The sequence below is a fragment of the Pyrobaculum organotrophum genome, assembly GCF_055384425.1.
Genome location: NZ_AP042430.1, coordinates 1,115,943 through 1,141,449, shown reverse-complemented (window position 1 = coordinate 1,141,449; position 25,507 = coordinate 1,115,943). Strand labels below are relative to the sequence as shown.

Genomic DNA, 25,507 nt, shown 5'->3' with positions numbered 1-25,507 from the left:
TGAATGCGTTGGTGGATGATAGATGAGTGACGACGGACGGACTGATGTTATAAAACTTTAATTGACTCTTATTGTCCGCTTTAAAAGTACTTGATAAAAATATATAAATATCAGCAAATATGCGGCTATGGCAAAACGTGGCGGCAAGAGAACAGTGGGCGTGTCTTATAGATTCCACGTCACTCCGGGTATATTCTTAAACAGCTTAGTGCCGGTTGCAGACAACTCTGGCGCTAGACTTGTCCGCGTTATAGGTGTTGTAGGTCATTACTCAAAGACAGTGCATCGGAGGATCCCTGGCGCAGGCGTTGGCGACATGGTTGTCGTAGTAGTGCGAGAGGGGAAGCCTGAGTTGAGAAAACAGATATTTAGAGCGATTGTTGTGAGACAAAGGCGGCCCTACAGGAGACCAGATGGAACATGGGTCGCTTTTGAAGACAACGCCGTAGTTATTGTAACTCCGGAAGGAGATCCTAAAGGGTCGGAGATCCACGGCCCTGTTGCTATGGAGGCAACATTGCGTTGGCCGACAATCGCAAACCTAGCATCTATAATAGTTTAAATTTTCAGCATACTCTCTAGAGTCTTAGTTATAACTGCTGGATTTTTATTGCTATAGTATAAGATAGACGTGGCCTTGTCAGAGCTAGAGACTCTACTGCCGAGACTCACTAAGCTTTCTCCGGCGAAAAAGATACTAGCGCTTTACAAATTAAGAAGTCTAGTTAGTGAGGAGGACTTTAGACATCTTGCAACTCTCTTAAACATAGACTTAAGCAAAAGCGAAAGCCCAAAGAGGTGGGTCTCTGTTAACACAGTAGACGAAAAAATTGAGGACGAAGGAGACATAGTAGAGGATCTTATAGAGGTAGACGTCGAAATTCTAGAGATTTTAGAAGACGATGAATATGTTGGTAAAAAAATCGTGGAGAGAATATGGAAGTCGAATACCTTATAGAGAAGTTAGGACAGTACCTAGGCGGCATAGACATAGAGAAGGTGAGACATAGCTTGAGGTCAAAACCTGTCGGCGCCGAGAGAATACTTGGGATAAAGATAGAGGAGTCTGAAACTACAGAAGCTGAATGTCTTAGAATTAAGGGCCTTATAGATCTATATAAAAAGGAGGAGATGAGACTGATAGCTCTCCTTAGAGAGCTTAAAACAATGGGAATTGCGCCAAGCGATATGGAGATTTTGAAGAAGAAAATTAGGCTAGTGAGAAAGAGGATACGCATCTACAGAGATATTATGAAAAAATGTCAAGCATCACTTCCATAAGTCTAACATAGACGCATTTATAGAGCTTTCCATGGTATCGCTGAACCTTTGGGAATATCAGGGCAGGTCAGTTTCGTCATTAAATCAGGCCCCAGAGTTTACATCACAAAAGAGTACTCAGTATCAAGATTTAAGTGCTTCGTCTCTTATTTCAGCTGCTTTTAGGCTGTAAGGGCTTCTCTTTCATTCACACCCTCGTGAACAACCACGCCGCATTAGAGCAGAAGCATTAGGCAAGCTAGAGTCCCATTTGATAGGCTATTTCTCTACGTTTTTAAAGGTTCTAAACTGGCTTGGCACTTATCAAAACAACGATATGTATTAACGTCTCCTATTCAAAGGAGGGGATTTACCTCGCCTGATAGACGAAGTCTTACTAGGGTAGGCCTGTTTTATCATAAAGTTGGGTCTTAGAGTTTACGTCTTAGAGAAGCGGCGATATGAATATTACGTGCCCAACTCCCAGGAGGTGAGATATTGTTTCTGTTCTTCGGTTAATTCTTCTATTTCGATACCCATAGTTTTGAGCTTAAGCCGCGCTACTTCGCGGTCAAGTTCGTCGGGTAATTTATAGACGTCAATAGCTAGCTTATTTTTTACAATATGCTCGGCGGCGAGGGCTTGGTTTGCAAAAGATAGATCCATGACCTCAGAGGGATGGCCCTCTGCGGCTACCAAATTCACTAGCCGGCCCTCCCCGATGAGATAGACACGTTTGCCATTTGGTAGCGTGTATTCCTCTAGGTACTGTCTTATTAACTTCTTTGAGATTGCTACACGTTCAAGACCTGCGACGTCGATTTCTACATTAAAGTGACCAGCGTTTGCGAGAACTGCGCCGTCTTTCATCTTAAAAATATGGCCTAGATTTATTGCTCTTATATTGCCCGTGGCTGTTATAAATATATCGCCTATCTCAGCCGCCTTGTCCATAGGCATAACTTCAAACCCGTCAAAGACAGCCTCCAGAGCCCTCACAGGGTCTACCTCTACCACAATTACTCTCCTTGCGCCGAGGCCTCTAGCCCTCATTGCGATTCCTCTGCCAACCCAACCATACCCGGCAATAACCACGTTTTTGCCGGCTATGAGGAGGTTTGTTGCCCTCAAGACGCCGTCCCAAGTGGACTGGCCTGTTCCATATCTGTTGTCAAATAGATACTTCGTATAGGACTCGTTAACTGCTATGATTGGGTAGAGAAGCTTTCCAGCCCTCTTCAGCGCGCGGAGCCTTAACACACCTGTGGTGGTCTCTTCGGTGCCCCCGCGGAGTCCGGCCACTAATTTATCGGGGTCTATAGACCCCGCAGTCTCTAGTACGTACTCAATTGTCTTGTCTCGTGCTTCATGCTTAAGCTTATGTATTGTCACTGTTAGGTCTGCACCGTCGTCTAGAGTAATCGTGGGGTAAAAAGACAACGCGAAACCAATGGCATTGTAATAATCTCGTTCAGACATCCCACGCCATGCGTAGACATATGCGCCTTCTTGTGCCAAAGCGGCGGCTACATCATCTTGAGTTGAAAGAGGGTTAGATGGTATAACTACAACTCGCGCTCCTCCTGCGATTAAAGTACGTACTAGAACTCCTGTCTCTTTTGTGACATGTAAACAAGCGGCTATCGTCTGACCTGCAAGAGGTTTCTCTTTTTCAAAACGCTTCCTAATTTCTAACAATACGGGCATATTTCTCTCAGCCCAGTACAACTGTTCCCTACCTCTTTCGGCTAGCGAGAGATCTTTTACCTTAGATTCTGTCATCGGCATATAGAACATAAAATTAATTTAAAGATTCCATATTGAAAACATGGTACCAAGAGTACGGAGCTACATACCTGGGCTCGACGAAATTTTATACGGCGGTATACCAGAGAGAAGCGTTGTTTTATTAAGCGGAGGGCCGGGGACAGGCAAGTCTATACTTGGTAAACAATTTCTCTATAACGGTTTAAAAAGGGGAGAGCCAGGCGTTTTTGTAGCACTTGAAGAACACCCCGTTGCCGTCCGCCGTAGCTTTCGCCACTTTGGATGGGATATTTCTCAATATGAGCGCGAGGGGAAATTTGCAATAATAGACGCGTTTACGGGTGGCGTCGGTACTGCGGCACAACGGGAAAAATACATAGTGAAGCAGGTAGACGACGTCTATGAATTAAGCGATGTGTTGAGACAAGCAATTAAAGACATCGGCGCTCGTCGCGTGGTAATAGATTCAGTATCTACCCTCTACTTAACAAAACCAGCTGTGGCTAGGGCTACGATTATGACACTAAAGAGAGTTATAGCAGGTCTTGGATGTACTGCGTTTTTCGTATCTCAAGTCTCGGTGGGAGAACGCGGTTTTGGCGGCCCCGGCGTAGAACACGCAGTAGACGGCATAATCCGTCTCGACTTAGACGAGATAGACGGCAAGTTACACAGGTCGATCATTGTGTGGAAAATGCGAGATACAAAACACTCGATGTTGCGCCACCCCATGGAGATAAAAGACGGCGGGATAGAGGTGATGTGGGACAGATATCTAAAGATTGTAGGAAATACCGTTAAAATAGAGCCGATCTCTAAGGAGGAGGTAGAGGCTATGCGAAAGGCTGTGGAAGAGGCCGAGAAACAGCCAGCTCAGAGAAAAGTTGAAATAGAGGTGGAGGATTAGGGCCATGGCGGAGATTCCGTTAAAGCCGACGGGACGTGAGGAGATTAGAAAGCTGGAGTCAGCGCTATTAGTAATGTCTTTGTTTGACAAAGAGACTCTTGAAGCAATTAAAGACCCAGCCACTAGAGTGACTTGGGTAGACTCGCTTTATACCGCCGCGGCTGCCTTAGCTAGAGAGAGAGCTGGCATTCCTACTTCTAAAATAGCTGAAGAGCTTGGAGTCACCGAGGCTACTGTAAGACGCCATTTAAAAGGTGAAACCAAGGCTGGACAATTAGTGAAGAAAGTATACGATAGGTTATCTAAAGAAGGCTTTAAGGTAGAATTGCCGACAGAACTAGCCGAAGAGTGTACAAAACAGATAACTGAACTGAAAGATAAAATAGAAAAAGTAAAGAAGGCGCTTGCAGAAATTCAAAGCTGGCTTTAGTATAAATGATTACTATTTTAAACGAGGTAAAAAGCTTGGGAGTTTTCGTAGCTTATGACGTAGTATATGGGGTAGACAATACGAGATATACGTCGCAACTTGAAGAAGAGATTAATAGAATCGTGGAAGAGATTAGAGGGGCTCTCTCTTTAGAAACGCTAAAAGATCACCACATAATTAGAGCGTATCGCGACTTCTATTGGAAGACTCTTAAAATAGATCCAACAAAGCAACGGCCTGCGCAAGAGGCCCTCCTCAGGAGAGTGTTGCGCGGGGAATCTCTGCCGAGGATAAACCCCGTTGTAGATGCTGGAAATGCCATATCAATAAAATATATAGTGCCCATAGGGCTTTATGACATTTCGAAGATCCACGGAAAAACCCTTCGCATTAGGCTGTCAAGAAAAGGAGAGGTCTTCCACCCGATAGGAGGTCGGCCGCATGAGCTAGATAATCAGATAGTCCTTGCGGCAAATGACCAAATACTCCATGTGTATCCATATAGGGATAGTGTAGAGACAAAAATAGACGTGTCAACAAAAGACGTGTTAATCGTAGTGGCAGGAGTTCCGGGAGTTGAGGAGGAGCGGTTAATAAATGCAACGTTACACCTCCGCAGACTTTTATCGCTTTTGGGAGGTGTCGCCGATGGCGATGTGAGATTAGCTTAATCTTTCTAAAAAGGCATTTACAAGATCCTTTACTGTCGGCCCCTCTACTATCTTTAACCTCCAGCTAACTCTTGCAATGGGTTTGTTTATGCTTATTACTCTCTCTATTTTAGCTGGCGTGGCTACAAGTATGATATCTACATCAATATGCTTAATTACGGCTTCTAAATCTCTTCTCTGTTCAAGAGTGTAGCCTAGGCTTGGCAATACAGGCCCTATATTATACTCTTCATATATTTTCTTTATAGTGCCGACAGCATAGGGTCTTGGATCTACAACCTCTGCTCCGTATTTTACCGCAGCTATATAGCCTGCACCATATGGCAAACCGCCATGAGTAACTGTAGGCGCGTCCTCAATTATAAGCACGCGTTTACCCGTTATATCTTTATCTACATAAACCTCTAAGTCTGCCTTTGTTATAGATGCCCTTGGATTTACCCGTCGGACGTTACTAACGACCTTTTCGACATTTTCTCTACTGGCATCACTAACCTTAGTTATGATTACTGCATCTGCAAGGCGGAGGTTTACCTCGCCGGGAAATGAGTTAACCTCATGGCCTGCTCTACGCGCGTCGGTTACAACAATCATATAATTAGGTCTAAAGAATGGGAAATCGTTGTTACCGCCATCCCACAGTATAATATCTCCAAGACGCTCTGCTTCTCTTAATACAGCGCTGTAATCTACACCGGCTAACACAGGGACCCCTATCTCCACATATTGCTCAAACTCCTCTCTTTCTTCAAAGGTCAGTTTGTCTAGATCCTCCGGCCTTTTAAATACCTCAACTATGCTCTCTTCTAGATCTCTATATGGCATTGGGTGTCTCACTACGGCAACTCTATACCCCTTGGCAGAGAGCTCTCGTACCACCTCCTTAGAAACAGTAGATTTGCCGGCGCCTGTTCTAGTCGCCGTGACAGCTATGACGGGTTTTATAGAATTGAGATATGTGTCATTAGGCCCGTGAATTTTAAATGTGGCTCCGCTGGCAAGCACGGCCGAGATTATATGCCCAACCTCATCATATAACAAATCACTATACGCAAGAACAGCCTCATCTACGCGAAGCTCTTTTAGAAGCCGCGTAAGCTCCTCGTAGCTTCTCCATGTATATATAGGTATGCCCTCAGGTATGCCAGAGAGCGAAGGCGGATATCTCCTATTTGGCAAAGGAATTTGTGTCATTAAAAACGCAACTACTTTATAATCTTTAGACCCTCTGTATACCATGTGATACACATGGAAGTCTCTCCCTGCAGCTCCTATAATTGCGACTCTACGCATACTAATCTAGAAGCTATATGCTTATATGTATTACTAAATAGAAGCCAGTCTTAAAAGACGCAAAAATCGACCTTATGTGATATTTTTCGGCGACGTACACATAGGTTCGCGATATTCGAAAATACAGGAGCTAGTAAAATGTCTCAGAGCTACATATGTAGAGGAAGTTGTTATTACCGGCGATCTTTTTGAGAATCAGTATAGGAGGGTTAGCTATGACGAAGCTATTAAACTCATAAGAAGAGCCATGGGGATTCTACAGATTCAACCACGGAGACTGTATATTTCTTTTAGTAAGTCATCACATGACCCACAGCTACCAGGGCCCCTTATTACAAAAATAGGCGATACTGAGGTCCTTGCTTATAATGGCGAAGTTTTTATAGAGGGCCCTCAAAAAATTGTAGTTACACATGGAGACAGAGCCATAAGGAGTGGGGTATTGGCGTATTTTATAGATCTCGTCAGAAGAGGCCAACTCGGCAGATGGTTGAGGAGAGAGTTGGCATTAAGCGACGAGGTTTGGCTAGTTTATGGCCACAGCCACGTGCCCTATGTCAATGAGCAAGAGAAAATACTCAACCCTGGAAGTTGGAAAATATATGGGGTAAGGAGGATTAGAGGCAATATTTATCAATTACCTTATCCCAAGCCTCTCTGCCAGCCAGATCTCTAGCCTAGTTATCGCCTCTGGGAGTCTCCCTAAGTCTACGACTTCTCTCTGCCGTAAGTCGCCGCCTAGACATTTCTCCCACATAACGTGAAATCTAACGTTGCCCCTGGCTATACGTCTCACATTTTCAAAGGTCGCCTCTTCTTGATTTATTACAGCGCCGGGTCCTGCATACGCTAACTTATGCGCGTAACCGACATAAATAAGCTCGCCGACGGCGTGTGATAATATACGCGAAATTGTCCTCCGTCTACATGTTGACATGTTTAAAACGCGGACTCTATAACCCATTTTTGCAATTAAGGCTCCAACTACAGCGAATTGGTATGAGGAGCCAGGCGGCGGAGGTATCACTGTGACATCGCCAAGCGCGTTTGTGACGTCAAATAAAAGGTATGTATAGAAATCATGCAAGATATACCTCTCTGGAACCTCTCCCAAGATCATAAAGAAGATAGAGCTTCCAAAATTTCGGTTGGAGATATATAGCCGAAGTGTATATATCCCTTGCCCTTGGCTAAGTGGTAAAAGAGAAGTGTCGGCGTGCCAATAACACCGAGTTCTTCTGCCATCTTTTCACATATCCTCAAGTTACCCTCGGGGCAGTTGCCGATTTCAACCCTTTTGCCTTCAAAGGCGTCTCTTACAAACTTCAACCGTTCTTTTTCAGAAATACATCTGAGCATTCTATGGAGAGGTTCGGCATCTCTATGAACTACATAGTCACACATTGCGTATGTTATAAGCCCCCTATTTGCCATATCTACTAAAAGCTCTTCCGTCTCTTTAAACAACTTTGCACAGAAAGGACATTTTAAATCGAAAAATACTAACACAACTCTCTCGCTATTTCCTACCTTTACTACTGCCAAATCAAGTAACCTCTTTACTACTTCGGTCTTTGTAAGTGGCGTGAGTCTGAGCTTAGACTTTCTGAAAAACACGGCGATAAAAACAAATAGCTGTTTAAAACATTTCAACGGTGACGACATTGGTCTTAGCTGAATAGTGACGAGGGGAACGATTACGCGAAAATCTAAATATAGAAATCAAAGATTGTGCTAATGATTAAAATAGTAATTCACCACACATGTAAGTCGTCATATGTATTATACAAAGCCCTCAGGGATGTGCCAGGTATAACTTTTGAAATGGTGGGCACGTTGTATTTCCCATATCTCAAACGTTACGTATTGAGTGTGCCTGCAGTTTTTGCTAATGGGAAACTTGTATTAGTAGACCCGGTAGAGCCAGGCGACATAATTGCTCTAAAAGATGGCAGAACAAAGAAGGAGCTTGACATAGAAGAGGCTATAGAAAACTTTGTAAGAGGTATAATGGCGAGTCAAGCTATTTTAACAGCTGTTATGTTGTATAAATCTCTCAAGCCCGTGCTAGATCCTGAGCTCGTCGCAGTGCTTTCCAGAGCGAGATATCATGAACAAGAAGACAAAATTGGTCAGATTGTACATAAATTACAGGAGAGAGGAGAGGAGCTTTTGCAAGAACACTGGGAGAGTTTTATCAAGTTGCTAACTTTTGGACTTGTTAGAGAGCTGTATTGGCTCGGCATTGATATAAACGAGCTAGAGATTAGCCATATAAAAATGTGGCTATTAGCAAAAGCTACATTAGGCAGATTGGGTTTGCCATACCCAAAGCCATCAGTGCCAGACGATGTGGCTACTGCGGTGTATGCCACATTGAAAGAGTCGGGCCAGAGATATATGGACAAGATAGCCGAGGAGCAAAACATCATTGCTACAGACAGAGAGTTTCTCGCATTAATACAGGAATATTGAAAAGTTTCAGAAAGCTCTCTCCACTTACTTTTTCACTGAAGTGAATATATACAGAAATTGACACAAATACCATGTATACAGTTGTTAAACTCAGCGGCTTATTGGAGCCTTTCTCACTTGAGAAATTAAGACTATCAATTCGACAAGCGGCGTCTGAGGTGGGCGTTGAGGTAGACGGCGAGGTGGAGATAAACATAAACAGGGACGTCAACTCGTGGGAGTTGGCGGATCTAGTCCAGCTAGAGTTGCTCAAGCGCGCCATAGATAGGCCAGAGTTGGCGGAGGTGGCTAAGTCCCACCTCCTGGGCAGGATCTACAAGGAGGTCTTCGGCAAGGACTTCCTCAAGCACAAGTCGGGCTATCTAGAGCGGGCTCTCGCGAGGTATAGACAGCTGGCGGAGGCCGGCCTGCTGAAGGAGGAGTCTCTACGCCTGCTGGAGGCCTTCGAGCCCAGGCCCGACTTCGACAGATCGCTCAGCTACAACGCCCTCCGTCTCTTCACCAACGGCAACTACGCCCTGAGGGGCGGGGACTTCAGGCTGGCCGAGACCCCCAGCATGGCGGCTTGGCGCGTCGCCACAGCCGTCGCGCGGGATGTAGAGACGGCGAGGAGGTACTACGACGCAATCACGTCACTGAGGATAGTGCCGGCGTCGCCCTTCTGGTTCAACGCCTGGACTAAGAAGGAGATGTTCGCCTCGTGCTTCACGCTGGAGGTGGAGGACTGCCTATCCTCTCTCTCCCACCCAGGCCGCTTCTGCATCTACGACGCCCTTGCCTACTCCGGCATAATACAGCAGTTAGGCGGCGGCGTCGGCTACGACTTCTCCCTGCTGAGGCCGGAGGGCGATGTGGTGAGGGGGAGCGTCGGCGTTGCCTCAGGCCCCGTCAGCTTCATGAAGCTGTTCGACACCAACGTCGAGGTGATTAAACAGGGGGGCAAGAGGAGGGGCGCCCAGATGGGCACGCTACACGTGTGGCACCCCGACGTGAGGAAGTTCATAAAGGCCAAGACGGGGGAGCTCAAAGACGCCCACCTCCAGAACTTCAACATCTCGGTCTTCATAGACGACGCCTTCATGGAGAAGGCGCTGGGGTTGGACAAAGACCCGAAGTACCCCCTGGTGAACCCGAGGATATATCTGGAGAGGACTGGGAGAAAGCCCGTGGAATACATAGACCTGCACAGAGAGGCGGAGGTACCCAGAGAGGCGGTGGCCGGTTGGGTAGACGCGAGGGAGCTCTTCCGCGAGATCACAGAGGGCGCCTGGGACTCGGGAGACCCCGGCGTGATATATAAGGACAACCTAAACGCCTCTAACCCCCTCCTCGGCGAAGAGATAGAGGTGGCCGGCCGCAAATTCAGATACGTCTGGCGTTCTGTGAACCCATGTAGTGAGACTGTCCAAAACCCCTTCGAGGTGTGTAACCTCACCCACATAAACCTGGTCAAATTCGCCAGGGAGTGCGCCGGGAAGACCTTCGAGGAGAAGCTGGCGTGTATAGACTGGGAGGGCCTCGCCGAGGCGGCCCGTCTGGGCACTAGGTTTCTTGACGACGCGATAGACCGTAGCTACACGGGGATAGAGGTGATAGACGAGATGAACCGCGCCACGAGGAAGAACGGTCTCGGCATCATGGGCTTCGCCGAGCTGTTGATAAAACTGGGCATTCCCTACGCCAGTTGGGAGGCGGTGGAGCTGATAAACAGAATAATGGCGTGGATATACGTCAACGCCCTCGACGAATCCGCCGAGTTGGCCAGGGAGAGGGGGCCGTTTAAGTTCTTCGAAAAGTCGGCGTATGCCAGAGGCGAGATACCGGTTCTGAAGTTCCAAGACTACGTCTGGGGCAGGTGGGAGCGCGTCAAAGGGGCCTTCCCGCCTGAGCTAAGGGAGGCAGGCAACCGTCTCCGCGAGATAACCATGAGGACGAGGGAGTGGCTGAGGCCGAGGCTTGAGGCGCTGAGGGAGAAGGTCAAAGGCGGCGTGAGGAACTCGGTGGTGTTGTCCATAGCCCCCACGGGCAGAACCAGCATACTGGCTGGCACCACAAGCGGCGTGGAGCCCGTCTTCGCCCTGGCCTTCATAAGGAACGTGACCGTCGGCACCCTCATAGAGTACTACTGGCCGGCGGTGGAGTGGCTGAGGGCGAGGGGCCTCTGGACGCCCCAGGTGAGGAAGACGGTGGAGGAGACGGGCATGCTCAAGGACGCCCCTCTGCCGGAGGAAGTGAAGCACCTCTTCGCTACTGCCATGGAGATCGGCTGGCTGTGGCACGTCCTAATGCAGGCGAGCGCACAACAGTGGGTGGATCAGGGCATATCCAAGACCATAAACATGCCCGCCAATGCCCCAAAGGAGGACGTATACTGGGCTTTCGCCCTCGCGTGGGCCCTCGGCGTGAAGGGCATAACGGTGTATAGAGACAAGTCCAAGTCTGTGCAGGTGATATACACAGGGCTGAAGCAGGAGATAAAGAAGAAGCTGGCCGACACGAAGATAATAGTGAAACCAATCGCCCTGGACTCAGCCATAGAGGAAGCCGCCGAGAAGGCCAAGCTGAAGGCCCTAGAGGAGGGCAAAGACCCCTACTGCAAAACTGGGGAGTGTGGTTAGGCGATTTTCAAAGTTGAGTTAATAAGCCGGGAGGGAAGCTATCCACATGTTAGATATCATATCTAGATCTGTGAGGATAGGGCTTGTTTTTGTAATTTTTAGTGTATTCTATACACTATTCAACGTGTGGTGGGCTGGCGTATTAGACGTCTTCCCATTGCTTGTGGGGGTCTATTTAATGACGTTAATCTCCGTCGTTCCATACATAGTTATAAACGTTGTTATAGCCCTTAGAAACAGGGGGGATGGGAGGTGGGTTATCACAGTGGGACTCTCTCTGACTTTGCTCGCCTCTCTTATCGCGGCGATAGTTAAACTAAGCCACTTGAGGGAGGTCGTAGTGCCTTTCTCTATTTCACAACTAAGGTTTGACAGCGTGTTAGCTCTCTCGCTTGTATTACTTGGTCTATCTGCATTAATATACTTAAATGGGATAGTACCTGAAAGCAAAAAATTGGCCCGCATATTATATTTCAACCTAGTGGAAGACGACAAAGAGGACGACGTTGAGACTATTTAAGTAGGTCTCTTTATATGTTCGATAGTTATAAGTTATAAAATTACTCGCATTTATACGTTGTGGAGAGTGTTTTGCTGATTAGAGAATTTGAGAAAGGCCCTTATGAACTAGTGGAAATTCTGCGGTTTGAGAAAGGTCGTCGTTATATCTACAGACTTCTGGCAAACGACCGCGAGTACTTCGTACATATAGTTGTACTTGGAAACGTTATGTATGTCGAGCTATGGCACCCGGGATATGCAATCCCATTGCTTATATTCCGCATCTCTAGAGTTGAGGAGCTGACTAGAGTTTTCACTCTTTTAAAGTCCTTAACTGGCGGGTAAAGATTTATAGAATATACAACCTCCCGTACTAATGTCCTACAGTGTATTAGAAGCGCTTAGGAATAACCCTGACTATGTTAAAAAGGTGTTAACTGCAAGAAGGCTCGACGTGTCGCTGGTAGACAAATTTTTAGAGCTGGATAAGAAATGGCGGCAACTGAAAAAAGAGGTTGATGAGCTAAGACATGTTTATAACCAGCTTTCAAAAGAGGGCGCAAAGGCGCCTCCTGAAAGAAGAAGAGAGATTGTAGAAAAGGCACGTGAACTTGCGGCAAAGCTTGAAAACTTGGAAAAAGAGGTGGAAAAAATTGAAAGAGAGAGGGAAGACCTTCTCTGGAGTTTTCCAAACTTAATTCATGACTCTGTCCCCATATGTCCAGAGGGCGTAGATTCAATTCCAGTAAGGTATGGAGGGGTCGTCAAAGTCGTCAAAGATGCCGTGGGGACTCTCAAAGACGTAGAGTATGTAATAGTGGATAAACTCCCTGTAGGCCATGCGGATATGGCCGAGGTTGTCCTAGGGATGGTGGATACCCTCAAGGCAGGGGAGGTGGCAGGAAGTCGCTTTTACTATCTTCTTGACGATTTAGTATGGCTAGATTTTGCCTTAGCTATGTACGCTATGGATCGTCTGGCTCAAAAAGGATTTAGACCAATTATACCGCCATATATGTTAAAATTTGACGTAATTAAGAGAGTGCTCGACTTTGACACATTTAGAGATGCTATCTATAAGATAGAGGGCGAGGATTTATACCTAATAGCGACGGCGGAGCATGCAATAGCGGCCTATCTATACAAGAGAGAACTTGTAGAAGACGAGCTCCCGCTCTTGTTTGTGGGGTGGTCTCCCTGTTTTAGAAAAGAGGCGGGGGCCGGCAGTAGGGATCTAAAGGGGATTTTTAGAGTCCATATATTCCACAAGGTGGAACAGTTTGTATTTTCGCTCCCTGAAGACTCTTGGAGGTGGCATGAGGAGATAACAAAAAACACAGAGGAGCTTATAAAAGATTTGGGTCTGCCGTATAGAGTAGTAAACATATGTGCTCACGACCTAGGCGCGCCTGCGGCAAAGAAATACGACATTGAGGTATGGTACCCAGCCCAAAGCATGTATAGAGAGTTGGCGAGTTGTTCAAACGTAACAGATTGGCAGTCGTATAGGCTAGGTATCAGGGTGACTAGGAAGGGCATGAGACGCGAGTTTGTACATACGCTAAACTGCACAGGGCTTGCCACTACGCGTACTATTACGGCGATATTAGAAAACTTTCAGAGAGAAGATGGCGTAGTTGAAATACCAAAAGTACTAAGGCCATATTTAGAGCCTATTAAGGCCGCTCCCAAGGACTATATATACCCAAAGAAGAAGAGAAGTTAGTCAGCGTTTAGATCCCTCGTCATAAGTCAGTTAGCCTGGAGTCGTCACCTAACTTAAAAATCTAGCACTAACTTTTTTAACTATAGACGACTATTGGCCGTGTCGGCGCATAACGTTGTAGTCGGCATAATTTCGGAGGCCCTTGTAGACCTTTTAAAGAGGATGTGTGAATGTGAAAAGCTTAAAGAGTTGCATATTAAAGATTTTGAACTTGCCAAAGTAGCTGATGAAGTTACAAAGGCGATTTCAGAGGGGCGAGAGGGCGATTTTGGCCCCGTGGTAGTAAGGTTGCAAAAGAAGTTTTTAGGTAGGCGTGAGATAAAGGTCTGGCTATTTGGAAGAGAAATTGACGTAGATTCTTTACTGTCTGAAATATCTAAGGCAAAGTCGAGGGTGTCTTGGCTTTTAAATGATTGTTCTGATCAAGCTCTAATAGAGACTCTCTATAAATACGAAGATAGATATCTAATTGAAGTTGTCCAGAGGAATTTCAATGAAATAAAAAAAGTTTGTTCAAGGGAGGTTCCAAAGCTGGTCTTTGACGACGTACCAACTTACGTTATTGAAGGAGTTACAAGAGGAATAGAGACTTATTTGAGTAAATGACGTTGGTAATTAAGCTTTCGGGACGTGTGTTTGAAGATGAAGAGCTAATTTTTAAATACGCTCGGGTGATCAAAGCGTACAGCGGCAAAGTTGGTGTGGTAACAGGCGGTGGGGAGATAGCGAGGAGATATATCTCTATAGCTAAACGGGGAGGTGCATCTTATACATTTCAAGATCTCCTCGGTATATACGCCAGCCGCCTAAATGCATTACTTTTCATCTCTCTTTTAGAAGACGCATGTCCCATTGTGCCTACAAATATAGAGGAGTTTCTAGATGCTTGGCGCCGCTGTCGGATAACAGTGACTGGAGGCTTTCAGCCAGGCCAATCTACTGCTACCGTCGCCGCACTCGTAGCAGAAGCTGTGAAAGCGCCTGTTTTGTTGAACGCAGCTAATATTGACGCTGTATATAGCGAAGACCCAAAAATAAATCCAAACGCTAAAAGACTCCCAGTTCTGACATACGACGAATTCGAAAGAATACTTAAGTCGTCTGTATTACCAGGGGGCTATGAATTAATGGACACATGGAGCATTTCGATTTTAAAGAGAAATTGTATCACCACATATATATTCGATGGAAGAAAGCCAGAGCATATAGAGGCTGTTATGAGGGGGGAGAACCCGGGGAGTAAAATAACATGCTAGGAAGTGTGTGAACCCCGCGGCAGGGGGTCTTTTCACAGACGCCCTACTTTGGGCTACTCTAGACCCCCCACCAAATTTTAGATGACCACATGTTTTAAATGCTTTAATATCTAGACCCTATGGATTGTATATTTTGTAAAATAGTGAGAGGAGAGGCACCTGCGTGGAAAGTGTATGAAGATGGAGAGTTCATAGTTATATTAGACAAATATCCAGCATCCTATGGGCATCTACTTGTGGTATCGAAAGAACACTATACTAATGTAATAGATGCCCCAGTGGAGAAAGTTGTTAAAGGTTTTGAGATAGCCACAAAGCTTGCAAAAGCTTGGGCTAAGTTAGGAGCTCCTGGTGTAAACATAGTAACAAACGCAGGGCGTGACGCAGGTCAAATGGTATATCACCTACATATACATGTGATCCCCAGATGGGGCGGCAAGTTGACGTGGCATGGGAGAGAGGAGATTAGAGAGGAAGAGGCTATGGAAGTTGTAGAAAAACTTCAAAGAGTATTACCAGAGTATTTTAAGTAAGTAATTTTAGCTAGGTACGTCTACTACAACGGTGAAACTTACTGCGACTGAAAAGAAAGTTGCAGAACTATATTCAAGAGGCTTAAGACCTAGAGAAATAGCCGAGACGCTCGGTATATCTATAAACACAGTATATAAGGCTTTGTCGAAAGCGCGTAAAACACTAGAGGTAGTAGAACCCCCGGCTAACCATTATATATTTAGCTTCCCCATATACACATACTCCATAAATATTTCCGCCGCTCCCGTATCTATATCTTCTAGCGGGGCGTTTCTTGTACAAAATCTCCATGACATGATCCTGAAGAAACTTGACGAGATCCTCGCCTTGCTCAGCTCAGAGAGACGCGAACCGCGTACGGCTCAAAATAATATGACTTCTAACCAGACATATGTGAGACTTGAGGGGGAGGGCCGTAATGGAAATGGTCATATGCCTGAGTTATTGAAGAAAAACATATGGATATCGCTTCTGAGAAACAAGGCGGTTTAATCATCTGGCGAGTATTTTTATAATTAGGCCTTGAAAAACTGTCTCATCTGCGGCCAACTTTCTTCCGCTTTTTACATCAATTGCTGCGATAAATCTTTCGCCAAGTTCCGTATGTATAGCATAAGCGACATCTCTTGCGGTGTATGTATGCGGCACTAGCAATAAATCCGGTAAAACGTTGCCGTTCTTATCACTTAACCTTCTTTCATCTTCAACGGGATAAATTGCCACGTATTTTATTGCATCAAATACTGCAGCGTTGATAGCTTTGGTCACGCCTGTCGAACCCCACTTCTTTAATAATTCCGCTATTTTGTCTAACGCCGATTTTTGTTGTGGCGTTAGCTGGCCCACTACTTCGAAACTCTGGTCGCCTGGCTTGTATTTAATAAGCCCTTTTGCCGCCGCCCGTCTTAAGGCTAATTCAGCCTCGGCGGATGTGGGCACAATGATTCTATTAGGAAGTGTCTCTCTTAGTTTTTTATACCCCTCTTCGCCCTCTGGAAGGTCGATTTTATTTGCCGCTATTACAATAGGCTTGCTGTATTCTCTAACTAAGTGACTAAATTTTACGAGGTCTTCGTCACTCCATTTGCTTGGAGATTTTTTTGCTAGGTCTGCATTTTGAAGCGCTGCCTCTACGTGTGCCCGCCCCACACCTAACCCAGCTAGTTTCTCTAACAGAACTTCAGTTATGTCTCTTTTGCTAAACTCGACATAACGAACAACCCTGTCCCAGTCCCTACGGAGTATAGATGCAATCCACATATCTACCTCTCTCTCAAGGAAATAAACGTCTGAGACAGGGTCGTGAGACCCCGGTTTAACAAGCCTACCTTCTTCGTCTGTAGACCCTGAGGCGTCTACGACATGTATAAGGACGGGGGCTCTCCTTAAGTGGTCTAGAAACTGGTTTCCCAACCCCCTCCCTTGCCACGCGCCAGGGACGAGCCCAGCTACATCTATTAACTCCACTGGCGCAAAACACACGCCGTCAAGCACTATGTAGCCTCTGGGGTTACATCTAATGTTTGTACAGGGGCATGTCTCTATTCTTACATATCCAATACCTATGTTAGGATCTATTGTGGTAAATGGTATGGGAGAAATCTTGACATCTTTTAGAGTTGCTGCTGCAAAAAAAGTTGATTTGCCGGCGTTTGGCTTGCCTACGATGCCTATCTGTACTCTGGCTTGAGTCACCACGTATATATTTCGGGGTTATGTTTATAAAAATGCGGCGCGCCATCGTCATTTTAATAACTATGGCCCTCCTCTTGGTAAATCCAGTTTTAGGTATCACTACGGCGTTTTTCTATATAACTAGACGCTACATAATTGCATATGCTGTTTTGTGGCGACGTCTGTTGAAATGTGAAATCTTCACGCCGTTGATTACATCAGCGAGCCTTATCGCATCGCTTCTTTCACCACACACGGGCATTGCTAAGGCAATTGTCATCTCTTTGGGAGGAATTGCCCTATATCTCGCTCCCACGATGCCCCGCCTCTCTCGTGTCATCTCTCTATTTACGCTTGGACTGTCGATAGAGACGCCATTTAAGTTATTCACATTACTACTCTTTATTCCCATAGCTTTTCTAGTTTACAAAGCGACTTCGTGTGGCTATATTTGTCAAAAGGTTGCAACGGCGCCGGAGGGAGACCTAGGCTATATACCACAGTTAGGTCTAGTTTGTGTATTTGAGAAGGACGGCAACGATATGCACACTCCCCTATTCCGCTATAACAATTGGCACGTGAAGTGCACATATGCTATATGTAGGGCTGTGGATAAAGAATCGTTTTACAGCGAGGTAGGCACGCTAGACAGATATCTGCCAGAGCCCGTTGCCGAGGATTTCAAAGGGCTTATACATATAGTCGCTCCGTCTCAAACCGCGCTTAGGATTGTAGGTAAGTACTTTAAAACGGCAGTGGTGATAGGCAATATAGAAGTGTCACAGAGACGCCTAGTTTCGATTTCTAAGTTAAAGCCGGATGTTGTCGCTACGGTATTTAGGACCGTTATGGGATTGTCTGTGGAACAAAGCGTTTTAGTAAGAGAGCTGTTATCTCGCGGATCTAGAGAGGAGTTGTTAACATGGTCTTTACGCTATCCCTGGCTCAGACCTCTTTACGATCTTTGGGACGGGGGTGAGGAGCCTATAGGCATTGTAAAAAGTATTTTTCCAGATCAGATAGGGACATTTGAGTCTCTGTTATATGCATATACCAAGAGGATTCCGGTGTTGACCGATAGAGCCGACATAGCAAATATCGCGGCTGAGCTAGGTATTTTAACCTTTTTTATCACAGACAGTCCCCGGGACAATTTCATAATTCTAGGCCCTGTAGTTGTCAAAAGAGCAGATCGGGAGCTCAAGATAGAGGGGGGCAGATATATTGTACATTTAAACGGAGCGCTTTATGCAGACGAATTGTAATTTTTTTAAAGTGATATGTAGCTCGACGTGTGTTAAAGAAAGAAGAAGTTAAAAAAGTCGTGAGGCCCGAAGCCCCTCAATATGTAAAAGACGTTGTTGAACATCCTCCGTTTAGAGTTACTACAAACACGACTCTGGAGACTCTCGTCTCGTATCTGAGAAAATTCCCAATTGACGTAGTGCCTGTGTTTAAATCTATCTTTTCAGAAGACGTAGCTGGAGTTGTATATCCACATACATCCCTCTTGATAAAAAGTAAGAAGCTAGATGCCAAAATAGGCGATTTCTTAAATCCGCCGATCGTAGTCAAGGAGAGTTGGAAAATAGAGAACGTTGCCGAGATTTTAATAGCGGAATCTAAGTGGGGCGCAGTTGTAGTAGATGAAGAGGGGAAATACGTCGGAATTGTGACATTGAGAGGTCTTCTGTCGGCTCTTGCGCTAAAAGAGCCTAAGGCTAAGTCTGTTGCCGCTATTTACACCCCCCTAGGCGAGAAGAAAAGCAGAGCGGGGTTTGTGAAAGCTATTGAGAGAGTATCTAAAATTTTCAAAAAGCTTGTCGGGGGCGAGGTAGATGGCTATGTAGTTCTCAGCAGAGAAAACGGCGCCGTTGGAATTTTGACGATTTGGGACTTTGTAAAGTCGCGGAGGTGGTACAGAGGCGCAGGCGAGCCCAGGCCGCTATTTGGCACTCGCGTGACTAGAGGCGAGAGTAAGCACACGGGAGTTGTAAGAGTGTGGAGAATTATGTTTAGAGGCGTAGCTGTAGCAACGCCTGAAACACCTGTGGAAGAGGTGGCGAAGTATATGGCTACGACTGGGTTATATGTAGTACCAGTCGTCGACAAAGACCAGAGGGTCATAGGAGCTGTAACTGTGTGGGACATACTACATGCATATTTATATGGGCCTAAAGAGGGGAGGGAGGATATAGAGGTTAGAAAAGCTATAGAGATAGTTGTTGAAAAACCGACGTTAGAAACCGCAATAGGGATTAGGCCGTCTAAACACGTCACAGGCTTAAGAGCTAGAGACGTAATGTTAACCGACATACCATCTGTTAATATCAGAGATACGCTTTCAAGAATACGTAAAGTTTTCCTAAGAAGCCGCAGTAGTATAGTCGCTGTATTAGACGACGGCGGAAAGATAGTGGGGTTTATAACTAGGCGCGACTTCCTTACCTATATAGCAGAGAAATCGCTGGGGTACTGGAAGAGACAAAAAGGCAAGATGTTAATATTGAAGGAACAGGCGGCGCCAGGTGAGACGGTGAGAATACTAGTTGAGGAGGGCACTGCCGGAGACATAATGAAGACAAACTATCCAGTTGCTGCTCTAAATACAACAGTAGAGGAGATAGCATATAAGATGTTAGCTGCTGGTACAGACTATGTAGTAATAGTAGGCGAAGACAATACGCCAGTTGGCGTAGTGACAAAGGATGAGCTTATAAAGGCGTTTAAAGAGCGTGGCAGAAAAGCAAAAGTAGGAGAGTTAATGACGCCGGCGGAAATCGCCACGGTGAATTTCTTTGCCAGCTTACACTCTGTGATAAAGAAGATAAATGCATATGAGCTAGATGGTGTTGTTGTAACAGAGGGTAACGATATAAAAGGCGTGGTATCTGTAGACGACCTCGCTTTAAGACCTATTGAGGAAACGTTAAGAGGCGAGAAAATCATCTTCTTCACAAAGTCCGGCGTTTTAAGAAAAGTATCAACAGGTCTAAGAAGATTGCGCTATTCTAAAGTCGGCACATTAATGGCATTTGATGTTATGAGACCCGTAAGTCTAAACATCTCTATTAACAACGACGTAGGCGAAATTATAGATAAATTACTTGAAAACGGAGTATTGCCGGTGTTTGATGAACAGGGAAGGTTAGTAGGTGTTCTTAATAAAATGGACATAGTAAAAGACCTTGCCAGGGTGTATATTACATACGCCATGCCTGAGAAAGTTGCAGAGGTAAAAGAGGTGGAACGAGAGATCAAACAGTCTTGAAATTCTTTTTATATCTAGGACATTACTTACTGTATGTCTAGTGAGATTGTTCTGAAAGTTGCCGAAGCTAGGTCGCGCGATGTTGGTAGAAGTATTGTTAGAATCCCTGTGCGTATAATGAGGAAACTCGGCATAGAGCCTGGCGATTATGTAGAAATCGTTGGTAGAAAGTCGGCCTATGCCCAAGTGTGGCCGGCGTATCCGGAGGACGAGGATAAGGACGTCGTTAGGATGGACGGCATCATTAGACAGAACGCCGGCGTTGGCATTGGAGATACTGTAAAAGTTAGAAAGGCAGTCTTAAAATCTGCCCAGAGGGTGGTCTTAGCGCCCACAGAGCCTGTCAGAGTAGACCCGGAGTATCTAAAGAAACAGATACTCCTTGGCAAACCAGTGGCCAGAGGACAGGCCATAGACGTGCCCTTCTACGGCGGCGCCATCAGATTCGTCGTGGTGCAAGTGCAGCCCGGCCCAGCGGCCTACGTCTCTATAGACACAGAGGTCACAGTACGCGAAGAGCCTGTAAAAGAGACAGAGCTCTCCATTCCGAGGGTCACTTGGGAGGATATTGGTGATTTGGAGGATGCTAAGCAGAAGATTCGTGAGCTTGTGGAGCTTCCTCTTAGGCATCCTGAGTTGTTTAAACATTTGGGTATTGAGCCTCCGAAGGGTATCCTCTTGATTGGCCCCCCTGGCACGGGCAAGACTCTCCTCGCTAAGGCTGTGGCTAACGAGGCTAATGCCTACTTCGTCGCTATAAACGGCCCCGAGATCATGTCGAAATACTACGGCGAGTCTGAGGCGCGGCTTAGGGAGATTTTCGAAGAGGCGAAGAAAAACGCCCCAGCCATAATCTTCATAGACGAGATAGACGCCATAGCCCCCAAACGCGAAGAAGTCACAGGAGAGGTAGAAAAGCGAGTAGTGGCACAACTACTAACCCTAATGGACGGACTACAAGAGAGAGGACAAGTAATAGTAATAGGAGCAACCAACCGCCCAGACGCAATAGACCCAGCACTAAGAAGACCAGGAAGATTCGACAGAGAAATCCACATACCTATGCCAGACAAGAGAGCTAGACGTGAAATTCTGGCGGTGCATACACGCAATATGCCGTTATGTACAAAAGCCGATGTTGAGAGTGGGATTTGTGCGCCAGGTGACGAGGTTGACCTAGATAAAATTGCCGAGATGACCCACGGCTACACCGGCGCGGATCTCGCGGCGCTTGCAAAAGAGGCCGCCATGGCGGCGTTAAGAAAGGCTATGAACAAGGGCATAATTAATATTGAACAAGACGTCATACCACAAGAGGTATTAAATAAGTTAAAGGTAGGTATGTCTGACTTTTTAGAAGCTATGAAATATGTACACCCAACAGTACTAAGGGAGGTAATCATTGAGGTTCCCGAGGTGCATTGGGACGACATCGGGGGATACGACACTATAAAACAGGAGCTTAGAGAGATCGTAGAGTGGCCTATGAAGTACAAACACTACTTCGACGAGTTGGGAGTCGAGCCGCCGAAGGGAATCCTCCTCTTTGGGCCGCCCGGCGTGGGGAAGACACTATTTGCAAAAGCAGTGGCCACAGAATCGGGCGCTAACTTCATTGCCGTCAGAGGCCCCGAGCTTCTCTCAAAGTGGGTCGGCGAGTCTGAGAAAGCCATACGTGAGATCTTTAAGAAAGCCCGCATGGCTGCTCCCTGCGTTATATTCTTTGATGAGATAGACTCAATAGCGCCTGCGAGAGGCTCCAGACTTGGTGATTCTGGAGTCACAGATAGAATGGTCAATCAGCTACTCGCCGAGATGGACGGAATAGGCACGCTCAAAAACGTGGTCGTCATGGCTGCCACTAATAGACCTGATATTTTAGATCCGGCATTATTAAGGCCGGGCCGTTTTGATCGAATAATCTACGTCCCACCGCCTGATTTAAAGGCGAGGATAGAAATACTGAAGGTCCATACAAGAAAGATCAAGTTAGGAGATGATGTAAATCTGGAGGAGTTAGCAAAGAAAACCGAAGGCTACACCGGCGCAGACCTTGCGGCGCTTGTAAGAGAGGCGGCAATGCTCGCCCTAAGAGAAACCATAAAAGAGAAAACGCCAAAGGCAAAACCAGTCTCATGGAAGCACTTCGAAGAAGCGCTAAAGAGAATACCACCATCGCTCACCCCAGAGGATATAAGACGTTACGAGGAAATGGCGAAAAGAATTAAACGTGCTGTTGTTGGTCTATAAAAGTTTAAATAGTGACACAGGGAGGGTTACTATGTCGATTTTTGACGAATTTGAGAAATTCATGAGGAGATGGCAGAAATTCTTTGAAGAGATAGAGAGACAAATAGAGGAAGACTTTAGAAGATTTTCTTCACAAGTCGGCAGTGGGAGACCACGCTACTATTACTATGGCTTTGAAATTACTGTGGGACCCGACGGAAGACCCGTAGTTAGAGAATTTGGAAATGTAAGGAGAAGACCTGATGTCGAACGTATAGAGGTCGTAGATGAGATTGATCCGCTTACGGACATAGTAGAGGAGGACGACAAGATAAAGGTTGTTGTAGACATGCCAGGGGTAGAGAAGGAGGATATAAAGCTCTACATAAGCGAAGACGGGAAGACGTTAACAATAGACGCTAGGGGTAAGGAGAGGAAGTACCATAAGGAGATCAAGTTGCCAGCCGCCGTAGATCCAAACAAGGCCAAGGCAACGTATAAAAACGGTGTTCTCTCCATAGAGCTGGAGAAGGTAGAGAAGAAAAAAAGAGGGTTTGAGATAAAGATCGACTAAGGTAGCTCTCTTAGCAATGTTTCGATTTTTTGCTTAATCTCATTTATTCTTCTTTCACACTCTATAACTCTTTTTTCAACCTCCGAGTGGGGTATAAACCACTCTATCTTAGGCTCTCCAAACGTTAACTTTCCGCCTTCTATTATAGCCTCTACTGTTATACGTACAATATCAAGTTTTCCAACGCCCATGGAAATAAGCTTCTCGTAGATCTTCTTATTGAGCTCAGAGGTTGCCCTCACTATCTCCTCTCGCGGTAGTACACCCCCAAATACTGCGAAAGCAGTCCGTCTTAGTTTATCTGCAAACCTAGCCGCCACAACTACGCCGGTTCTAATTTCATACCTATTTGGCGCCTTGACCACATGTCCGCCGTATAACTCAACATTTTCCTGCGCTTTTTCAAGGTCTCTCTGTATATTCTCCTCTAGCTTCCAAGCTGCCATGACTAAATATTATTATATATTTAAGTTATTAAGTTAGATTTTTTTGTCTACCGCGTGTACCGTTTATGGATTTGATAATAAAGGTGAGAATAGGGTTTGAGAAAGTTGTAGCCTCGATAATAAAGGAGCTTCTGGGTTCTGCTGTCGAGGTAACTCCCGCGCCCCAAGGTTATCTCGGCATAGTTTTTGTAAATGGAGTTAGTGCCGATAAGTGGGAAATTGCAAAAATGTTAGTGGAAAAGGTGCCAGAAGCTGACAAAGTGCTTGTGGTGGAGGGCGTGACAAAAGCTGAACTTTCCGAAATAGAGAGAGTTGCTGTGGAAGTTGCTAAGAGGTATATAAAGAGCGGCGACACCTTTGCAATTCGAACTACCAGAAGGGGGGTACACAGCTTTACTTCTATAGACGTAAATGTGAGAGTTGGCGCCGCCGTGAAAGAAGCAACAGACGCCGAGGTCGATCTAGAAGAGCCATCTAAGCCGTTATATATTGAGATATTTCAAGATATCGCCGCCATTTGTATTCCGGCCACAAGAGAATATAGGAAACTAAGACGTGACAAACCACTGCCGTTAGAGACGTTTAGAAAAGTTGCAATAGGCCAGTTTATCTATGAAGGAGATGAGGAGGCTGTGCGAAAAATGGGAGAGAGAATAGGCAGAGCAGCACAAACCTTTGAAGTTGGTGAGCTTACAATCTTGCTTTACAAGCAGACGTCTGGAAAAACGCTGAGGTTGTTTTTAGAAGCTGTAGAGGAGGGCATAGAGAGTAGATACCAAATACAGGTGAAAAGCTATGGAAGAGCTGTGTGGAAAGTCCCCATATATGTTTACGAGTTATATCAATATGTAAGAGATAGAGCGGGAGAGCCCTTGGTAGTTACAGATCCTAAGGGAGACTATATAACACATGTCAAAGATAAATTAGCAGAGTTATTCAAGGCAGAGAGAGTAAACTTTTTAATAGGGTCTAGAGAGGGGGTGCCGCCTGGCGTATTTCGTTTCGCATCTCTAGTAGTAGATTTAGTGCCCGAGGTCACCATTGCCACAGATTTTGTAATACCTTCGCTAGCTGTGGCTATCGCAAGCGCGCTAGAGGAAGCAAACGCCTTGCCTAAATACGTTGGGAAAAAGAGACCGAGATCCTCAGAGTGAAAAAGATAAATAGCCCTCATCATATCGAGTTTCGATGTCAGCTACAGAACAGCCGCAGCAGCAACAACAGAAGTTGAGGTGGGGCATAGCGTGGATATATTCATCTTCAAATAATACGATAATTACTATAACAGATTTAACAGGTGCCGAAACTGTAGCTCGCGTAAGCGGCGGCATGGTAGTACGTGCAGATAAAGATAAACCATCTCCCTGGGCGGCGATGCAAGCTGCTTACAAAGCGGCGCAATTAGCTCTTGCAAGAGGTATAAACGCAGTACATATAAAAGTGAGGGGACCCGGCGGCTATGGCATGAAAGTGCCCGGCCCCGGCGCCTCGGCTGCAATAAGAGCCCTAGCTAGGTCCGGCCTTATAATTGGGAGAATAGAAGACGTCACTCCAATACCACATGATACAATAAGGCCGCCAAGCGGGCGCAAGGGGAGGAGAGTCTAATGGAGAAAAAGGACTGTCTATTTGCCGTACTTGACTTTTGTAGTAATCGTAACTCTCGCGGAGTTCCTAATGATCTGCTTAAACAAGCTAGAATAAAAGCCCGCAAATTAATCATAGTTAGCAAATGTGGAGATGTCAGAGAGGTTTTTTCAGCAATACGTATCATTGCAGGCGAAAACATGGATTTTCCAATGCGCCATTATCATGAGGTAGAGATCCAGGAAATAGCTAAGTTAGAGAGGTGTAGCACATTTGAAGTTTTAAACC

At 45.8% G+C, this 25,507-nt stretch carries 28 protein-coding genes; 22 read left to right on the top strand and 6 right to left on the bottom strand.

All coding sequences use genetic code 11. From position 1 onward, the window contains the following. Positions 1 to 127 precede the first annotated feature (127 nt). The 3 genes from ACZ49R_RS06910 to ACZ49R_RS06900 all read left to right on the top strand — a co-directional run bounded on the left by ACZ49R_RS06910 (position 128) and on the right by ACZ49R_RS06900 (position 1,281). Positions 128 to 562 carry a 50S ribosomal protein L14 gene (locus ACZ49R_RS06910; protein ID WP_011762268.1) on the top strand — a complete coding sequence of 145 codons (435 nt, stop codon included), beginning with the start codon at positions 128 to 130 and terminating at the stop codon, positions 560 to 562. 69 nt (positions 563 to 631) lie between these two features. Then, on the top strand, positions 632 to 958 hold the full coding sequence (locus tag ACZ49R_RS06905) for a hypothetical protein (RefSeq protein WP_464732485.1): 327 nt from the start codon (positions 632 to 634) through the stop codon (positions 956 to 958). Beyond that, on the top strand, positions 937 to 1,281 hold the full coding sequence (locus ACZ49R_RS06900) for a hypothetical protein (protein WP_464732484.1): 345 nt from the start codon (positions 937 to 939) through the stop codon (positions 1,279 to 1,281). The genes ACZ49R_RS06905 and ACZ49R_RS06900 overlap by 22 nt, the downstream gene beginning before the upstream one ends. A gap of 447 nt (positions 1,282 to 1,728) precedes the next feature. Here the strand turns inward: ACZ49R_RS06900 and ahcY are convergent, their stop codons facing one another. Beyond that, positions 1,729 to 3,042, bottom strand: coding sequence for an adenosylhomocysteinase (gene ahcY, locus ACZ49R_RS06895; protein ID WP_053240285.1), 1,314 nt, complete (start codon positions 3,040 to 3,042; stop codon positions 1,729 to 1,731). Between the two features lie 46 nt (positions 3,043 to 3,088). Between ahcY and ACZ49R_RS06890 the strand changes: the two genes are divergently transcribed. Genes ACZ49R_RS06890 through ACZ49R_RS06880 form a run of 3 tightly spaced genes read left to right on the top strand, consistent with a single transcriptional unit; the run spans position 3,089 to position 5,035 of the window. Further along, complete coding sequence (locus ACZ49R_RS06890) at positions 3,089 to 3,934, top strand: KaiC domain-containing protein (RefSeq protein WP_011762272.1); 846 nt, start codon at positions 3,089 to 3,091, stop codon at positions 3,932 to 3,934. A 4-nt stretch (positions 3,935 to 3,938) separates the two neighbouring features. Then, positions 3,939 to 4,364 (top strand): helix-turn-helix domain-containing protein, encoded by a 426-nt coding sequence (locus tag ACZ49R_RS06885; protein WP_464732483.1) that lies wholly within the window; start codon positions 3,939 to 3,941, stop codon positions 4,362 to 4,364. Between the two features lie 5 nt (positions 4,365 to 4,369). Further along, a complete protein-coding gene (locus tag ACZ49R_RS06880; RefSeq protein WP_464732482.1) occupies positions 4,370 to 5,035 on the top strand; it encodes a B3/B4 domain-containing protein in 666 nt (221 codons plus the stop codon). Here the strand turns inward: ACZ49R_RS06880 and ACZ49R_RS06875 are convergent. Further along, positions 5,027 to 6,328 carry a GTPase gene (locus ACZ49R_RS06875; RefSeq protein WP_464732481.1) on the bottom strand — a complete coding sequence of 434 codons (1,302 nt, stop codon included), beginning with the start codon at positions 6,326 to 6,328 and terminating at the stop codon, positions 5,027 to 5,029. The genes ACZ49R_RS06880 and ACZ49R_RS06875 overlap by 9 nt on opposite strands. Before the next feature lie 76 nt (positions 6,329 to 6,404). Between ACZ49R_RS06875 and ACZ49R_RS06870 the strand changes: the two genes are divergently transcribed. Next, complete coding sequence (locus ACZ49R_RS06870; protein ID WP_464732480.1) at positions 6,405 to 7,004, top strand: metallophosphoesterase family protein; 600 nt, start codon at positions 6,405 to 6,407, stop codon at positions 7,002 to 7,004. Here the strand turns inward: ACZ49R_RS06870 and ACZ49R_RS06865 are convergent. Next, complete coding sequence (locus ACZ49R_RS06865; RefSeq protein ID WP_011762277.1) at positions 6,966 to 7,448, bottom strand: hypothetical protein; 483 nt, start codon at positions 7,446 to 7,448, stop codon at positions 6,966 to 6,968. The genes ACZ49R_RS06870 and ACZ49R_RS06865 overlap by 39 nt on opposite strands. Beyond that, a complete protein-coding gene (locus ACZ49R_RS06860) occupies positions 7,445 to 7,945 on the bottom strand; it encodes a DsbA family protein (RefSeq protein ID WP_464732479.1) in 501 nt (166 codons plus the stop codon). The genes ACZ49R_RS06865 and ACZ49R_RS06860 overlap by 4 nt, the downstream gene beginning before the upstream one ends. A 120-nt stretch (positions 7,946 to 8,065) precedes the next feature. Here ACZ49R_RS06860 and ACZ49R_RS06855 point away from each other — a divergent pair, with 120 nt between their 5' ends. The 9 genes from ACZ49R_RS06855 (at position 8,066) to ACZ49R_RS06815 (ending at position 15,930) form a co-directional block, all read left to right on the top strand. Beyond that, on the top strand, positions 8,066 to 8,803 hold the full coding sequence (locus tag ACZ49R_RS06855) for a thioredoxin (protein ID WP_464732478.1): 738 nt from the start codon (positions 8,066 to 8,068) through the stop codon (positions 8,801 to 8,803). A 71-nt stretch (positions 8,804 to 8,874) separates the two neighbouring features. Next, positions 8,875 to 11,421 (top strand): adenosylcobalamin-dependent ribonucleoside-diphosphate reductase, encoded by a 2,547-nt coding sequence (locus ACZ49R_RS06850; protein WP_464732477.1) that lies wholly within the window; start codon positions 8,875 to 8,877, stop codon positions 11,419 to 11,421. A 46-nt stretch (positions 11,422 to 11,467) separates the two neighbouring features. Beyond that, entirely contained in the window at positions 11,468 to 11,941 is a 474-nt protein-coding gene (locus tag ACZ49R_RS06845) for a hypothetical protein (protein ID WP_464732476.1), read from the top strand. 59 nt (positions 11,942 to 12,000) lie between these two features. After that, positions 12,001 to 12,267 carry a hypothetical protein gene (locus ACZ49R_RS06840; RefSeq protein WP_464732475.1) on the top strand — a complete coding sequence of 89 codons (267 nt, stop codon included), beginning with the start codon at positions 12,001 to 12,003 and terminating at the stop codon, positions 12,265 to 12,267. 31 nt (positions 12,268 to 12,298) lie between these two features. Beyond that, positions 12,299 to 13,648: a serine--tRNA ligase gene (gene serS, locus ACZ49R_RS06835; RefSeq protein WP_464732474.1), complete on the top strand. Its 1,350-nt coding sequence runs from the start codon at positions 12,299 to 12,301 to the stop codon at positions 13,646 to 13,648. Between the two features lie 99 nt (positions 13,649 to 13,747). After that, positions 13,748 to 14,254 carry a hypothetical protein gene (locus ACZ49R_RS06830; RefSeq protein WP_464732473.1) on the top strand — a complete coding sequence of 169 codons (507 nt, stop codon included), beginning with the start codon at positions 13,748 to 13,750 and terminating at the stop codon, positions 14,252 to 14,254. Beyond that, positions 14,251 to 14,904 (top strand): UMP kinase, encoded by a 654-nt coding sequence (gene pyrH / locus ACZ49R_RS06825; protein WP_011762285.1) that lies wholly within the window; start codon positions 14,251 to 14,253, stop codon positions 14,902 to 14,904. The genes ACZ49R_RS06830 and pyrH overlap by 4 nt, the downstream gene beginning before the upstream one ends. Before the next feature lie 119 nt (positions 14,905 to 15,023). Continuing rightward, on the top strand, positions 15,024 to 15,437 hold the full coding sequence (locus tag ACZ49R_RS06820) for an HIT family protein (protein WP_464732472.1): 414 nt from the start codon (positions 15,024 to 15,026) through the stop codon (positions 15,435 to 15,437). A 31-nt stretch (positions 15,438 to 15,468) separates the two neighbouring features. Continuing rightward, entirely contained in the window at positions 15,469 to 15,930 is a 462-nt protein-coding gene (locus tag ACZ49R_RS06815) for a sigma factor-like helix-turn-helix DNA-binding protein (RefSeq protein ID WP_464732471.1), read from the top strand. Here the strand turns inward: ACZ49R_RS06815 and ACZ49R_RS06810 are convergent, their stop codons facing one another. After that, complete coding sequence (locus ACZ49R_RS06810; RefSeq protein ID WP_464732470.1) at positions 15,931 to 17,136, bottom strand: redox-regulated ATPase YchF; 1,206 nt, start codon at positions 17,134 to 17,136, stop codon at positions 15,931 to 15,933. A 29-nt stretch (positions 17,137 to 17,165) separates the two neighbouring features. Here ACZ49R_RS06810 and ACZ49R_RS06805 point away from each other — a divergent pair, with 29 nt between their 5' ends. From ACZ49R_RS06805 to hsp20, 4 genes are read left to right on the top strand one after another with little or no spacing between them, the layout of a single operon-like run. Further along, the gene (locus tag ACZ49R_RS06805; RefSeq protein WP_464732469.1) at positions 17,166 to 18,377 is read left to right on the top strand and encodes a hypothetical protein; all 1,212 of its coding nucleotides are present in this window, start codon (positions 17,166 to 17,168) and stop codon (positions 18,375 to 18,377) included. A gap of 29 nt (positions 18,378 to 18,406) precedes the next feature. Further along, the gene (locus tag ACZ49R_RS06800) at positions 18,407 to 20,383 is read left to right on the top strand and encodes a CBS domain-containing protein (RefSeq protein ID WP_464732468.1); all 1,977 of its coding nucleotides are present in this window, start codon (positions 18,407 to 18,409) and stop codon (positions 20,381 to 20,383) included. Between the two features lie 33 nt (positions 20,384 to 20,416). Beyond that, positions 20,417 to 22,633 (top strand): CDC48 family AAA ATPase, encoded by a 2,217-nt coding sequence (locus ACZ49R_RS06795; protein WP_464732467.1) that lies wholly within the window; start codon positions 20,417 to 20,419, stop codon positions 22,631 to 22,633. Between the two features lie 31 nt (positions 22,634 to 22,664). Next, complete coding sequence (gene hsp20 / locus ACZ49R_RS06790; RefSeq protein WP_464732466.1) at positions 22,665 to 23,186, top strand: archaeal heat shock protein Hsp20; 522 nt, start codon at positions 22,665 to 22,667, stop codon at positions 23,184 to 23,186. Here the strand turns inward: hsp20 and ACZ49R_RS06785 are convergent. Then, a complete protein-coding gene (locus ACZ49R_RS06785) occupies positions 23,183 to 23,632 on the bottom strand; it encodes a DUF2258 domain-containing protein (protein WP_464732465.1) in 450 nt (149 codons plus the stop codon). The two genes, hsp20 and ACZ49R_RS06785, sit on opposite strands and share 4 nt — an antisense overlap. A 65-nt stretch (positions 23,633 to 23,697) precedes the next feature. Between ACZ49R_RS06785 and ACZ49R_RS06780 the strand changes: the two genes are divergently transcribed. Beyond that, a complete protein-coding gene (locus tag ACZ49R_RS06780) occupies positions 23,698 to 24,786 on the top strand; it encodes an SPOUT family RNA methylase (protein WP_464732464.1) in 1,089 nt (362 codons plus the stop codon). A gap of 34 nt (positions 24,787 to 24,820) precedes the next feature. Next, the gene (locus ACZ49R_RS06775; protein WP_011762295.1) at positions 24,821 to 25,240 is read left to right on the top strand and encodes a 30S ribosomal protein S11; all 420 of its coding nucleotides are present in this window, start codon (positions 24,821 to 24,823) and stop codon (positions 25,238 to 25,240) included. The last annotated feature ends 267 nt before the right edge of the window (positions 25,241 to 25,507 follow it).

Bases quoted from the DNA above. Each gene is read 5' to 3' on its own strand.
- ACZ49R_RS06890 (WP_011762272.1), top strand. From the start codon at position 3,089: ATGGTACCAAGAGTACGGAGCTACATACCTGGGCTCGACGAAATTTTA.
- ACZ49R_RS06795 (WP_464732467.1), top strand. From the start codon at position 20,417: ATGTCTAGTGAGATTGTTCTGAAAGTTGCCGAAGCTAGGTCGCGCGAT.
- ACZ49R_RS06785 (WP_464732465.1), bottom strand. From the start codon at position 23,632: ATGGCAGCTTGGAAGCTAGAGGAGAATATACAGAGAGACCTTGAAAAA.
- pyrH (WP_011762285.1), top strand. From the start codon at position 14,251: ATGACGTTGGTAATTAAGCTTTCGGGACGTGTGTTTGAAGATGAAGAG.
- hsp20 (WP_464732466.1), top strand. From the start codon at position 22,665: ATGTCGATTTTTGACGAATTTGAGAAATTCATGAGGAGATGGCAGAAA.
- serS (WP_464732474.1), top strand. From the start codon at position 12,299: ATGTCCTACAGTGTATTAGAAGCGCTTAGGAATAACCCTGACTATGTT.
- ahcY (WP_053240285.1), bottom strand. From the start codon at position 3,042: ATGACAGAATCTAAGGTAAAAGATCTCTCGCTAGCCGAAAGAGGTAGG.
- ACZ49R_RS06910 (WP_011762268.1), top strand. From the start codon at position 128: ATGGCAAAACGTGGCGGCAAGAGAACAGTGGGCGTGTCTTATAGATTC.
- ACZ49R_RS06900 (WP_464732484.1), top strand. From the start codon at position 937: ATGGAAGTCGAATACCTTATAGAGAAGTTAGGACAGTACCTAGGCGGC.
- ACZ49R_RS06875 (WP_464732481.1), bottom strand. From the start codon at position 6,328: ATGCGTAGAGTCGCAATTATAGGAGCTGCAGGGAGAGACTTCCATGTG.
- ACZ49R_RS06885 (WP_464732483.1), top strand. From the start codon at position 3,939: ATGGCGGAGATTCCGTTAAAGCCGACGGGACGTGAGGAGATTAGAAAG.
- ACZ49R_RS06850 (WP_464732477.1), top strand. From the start codon at position 8,875: ATGTATACAGTTGTTAAACTCAGCGGCTTATTGGAGCCTTTCTCACTT.
- ACZ49R_RS06855 (WP_464732478.1), top strand. From the start codon at position 8,066: ATGATTAAAATAGTAATTCACCACACATGTAAGTCGTCATATGTATTA.
- ACZ49R_RS06780 (WP_464732464.1), top strand. From the start codon at position 23,698: ATGGATTTGATAATAAAGGTGAGAATAGGGTTTGAGAAAGTTGTAGCC.
- ACZ49R_RS06820 (WP_464732472.1), top strand. From the start codon at position 15,024: ATGGATTGTATATTTTGTAAAATAGTGAGAGGAGAGGCACCTGCGTGG.
- ACZ49R_RS06805 (WP_464732469.1), top strand. From the start codon at position 17,166: ATGCGGCGCGCCATCGTCATTTTAATAACTATGGCCCTCCTCTTGGTA.
- ACZ49R_RS06775 (WP_011762295.1), top strand. From the start codon at position 24,821: ATGTCAGCTACAGAACAGCCGCAGCAGCAACAACAGAAGTTGAGGTGG.
- ACZ49R_RS06865 (WP_011762277.1), bottom strand. From the start codon at position 7,448: ATGATCTTGGGAGAGGTTCCAGAGAGGTATATCTTGCATGATTTCTAT.
- ACZ49R_RS06845 (WP_464732476.1), top strand. From the start codon at position 11,468: ATGTTAGATATCATATCTAGATCTGTGAGGATAGGGCTTGTTTTTGTA.
- ACZ49R_RS06880 (WP_464732482.1), top strand. From the start codon at position 4,370: ATGATTACTATTTTAAACGAGGTAAAAAGCTTGGGAGTTTTCGTAGCT.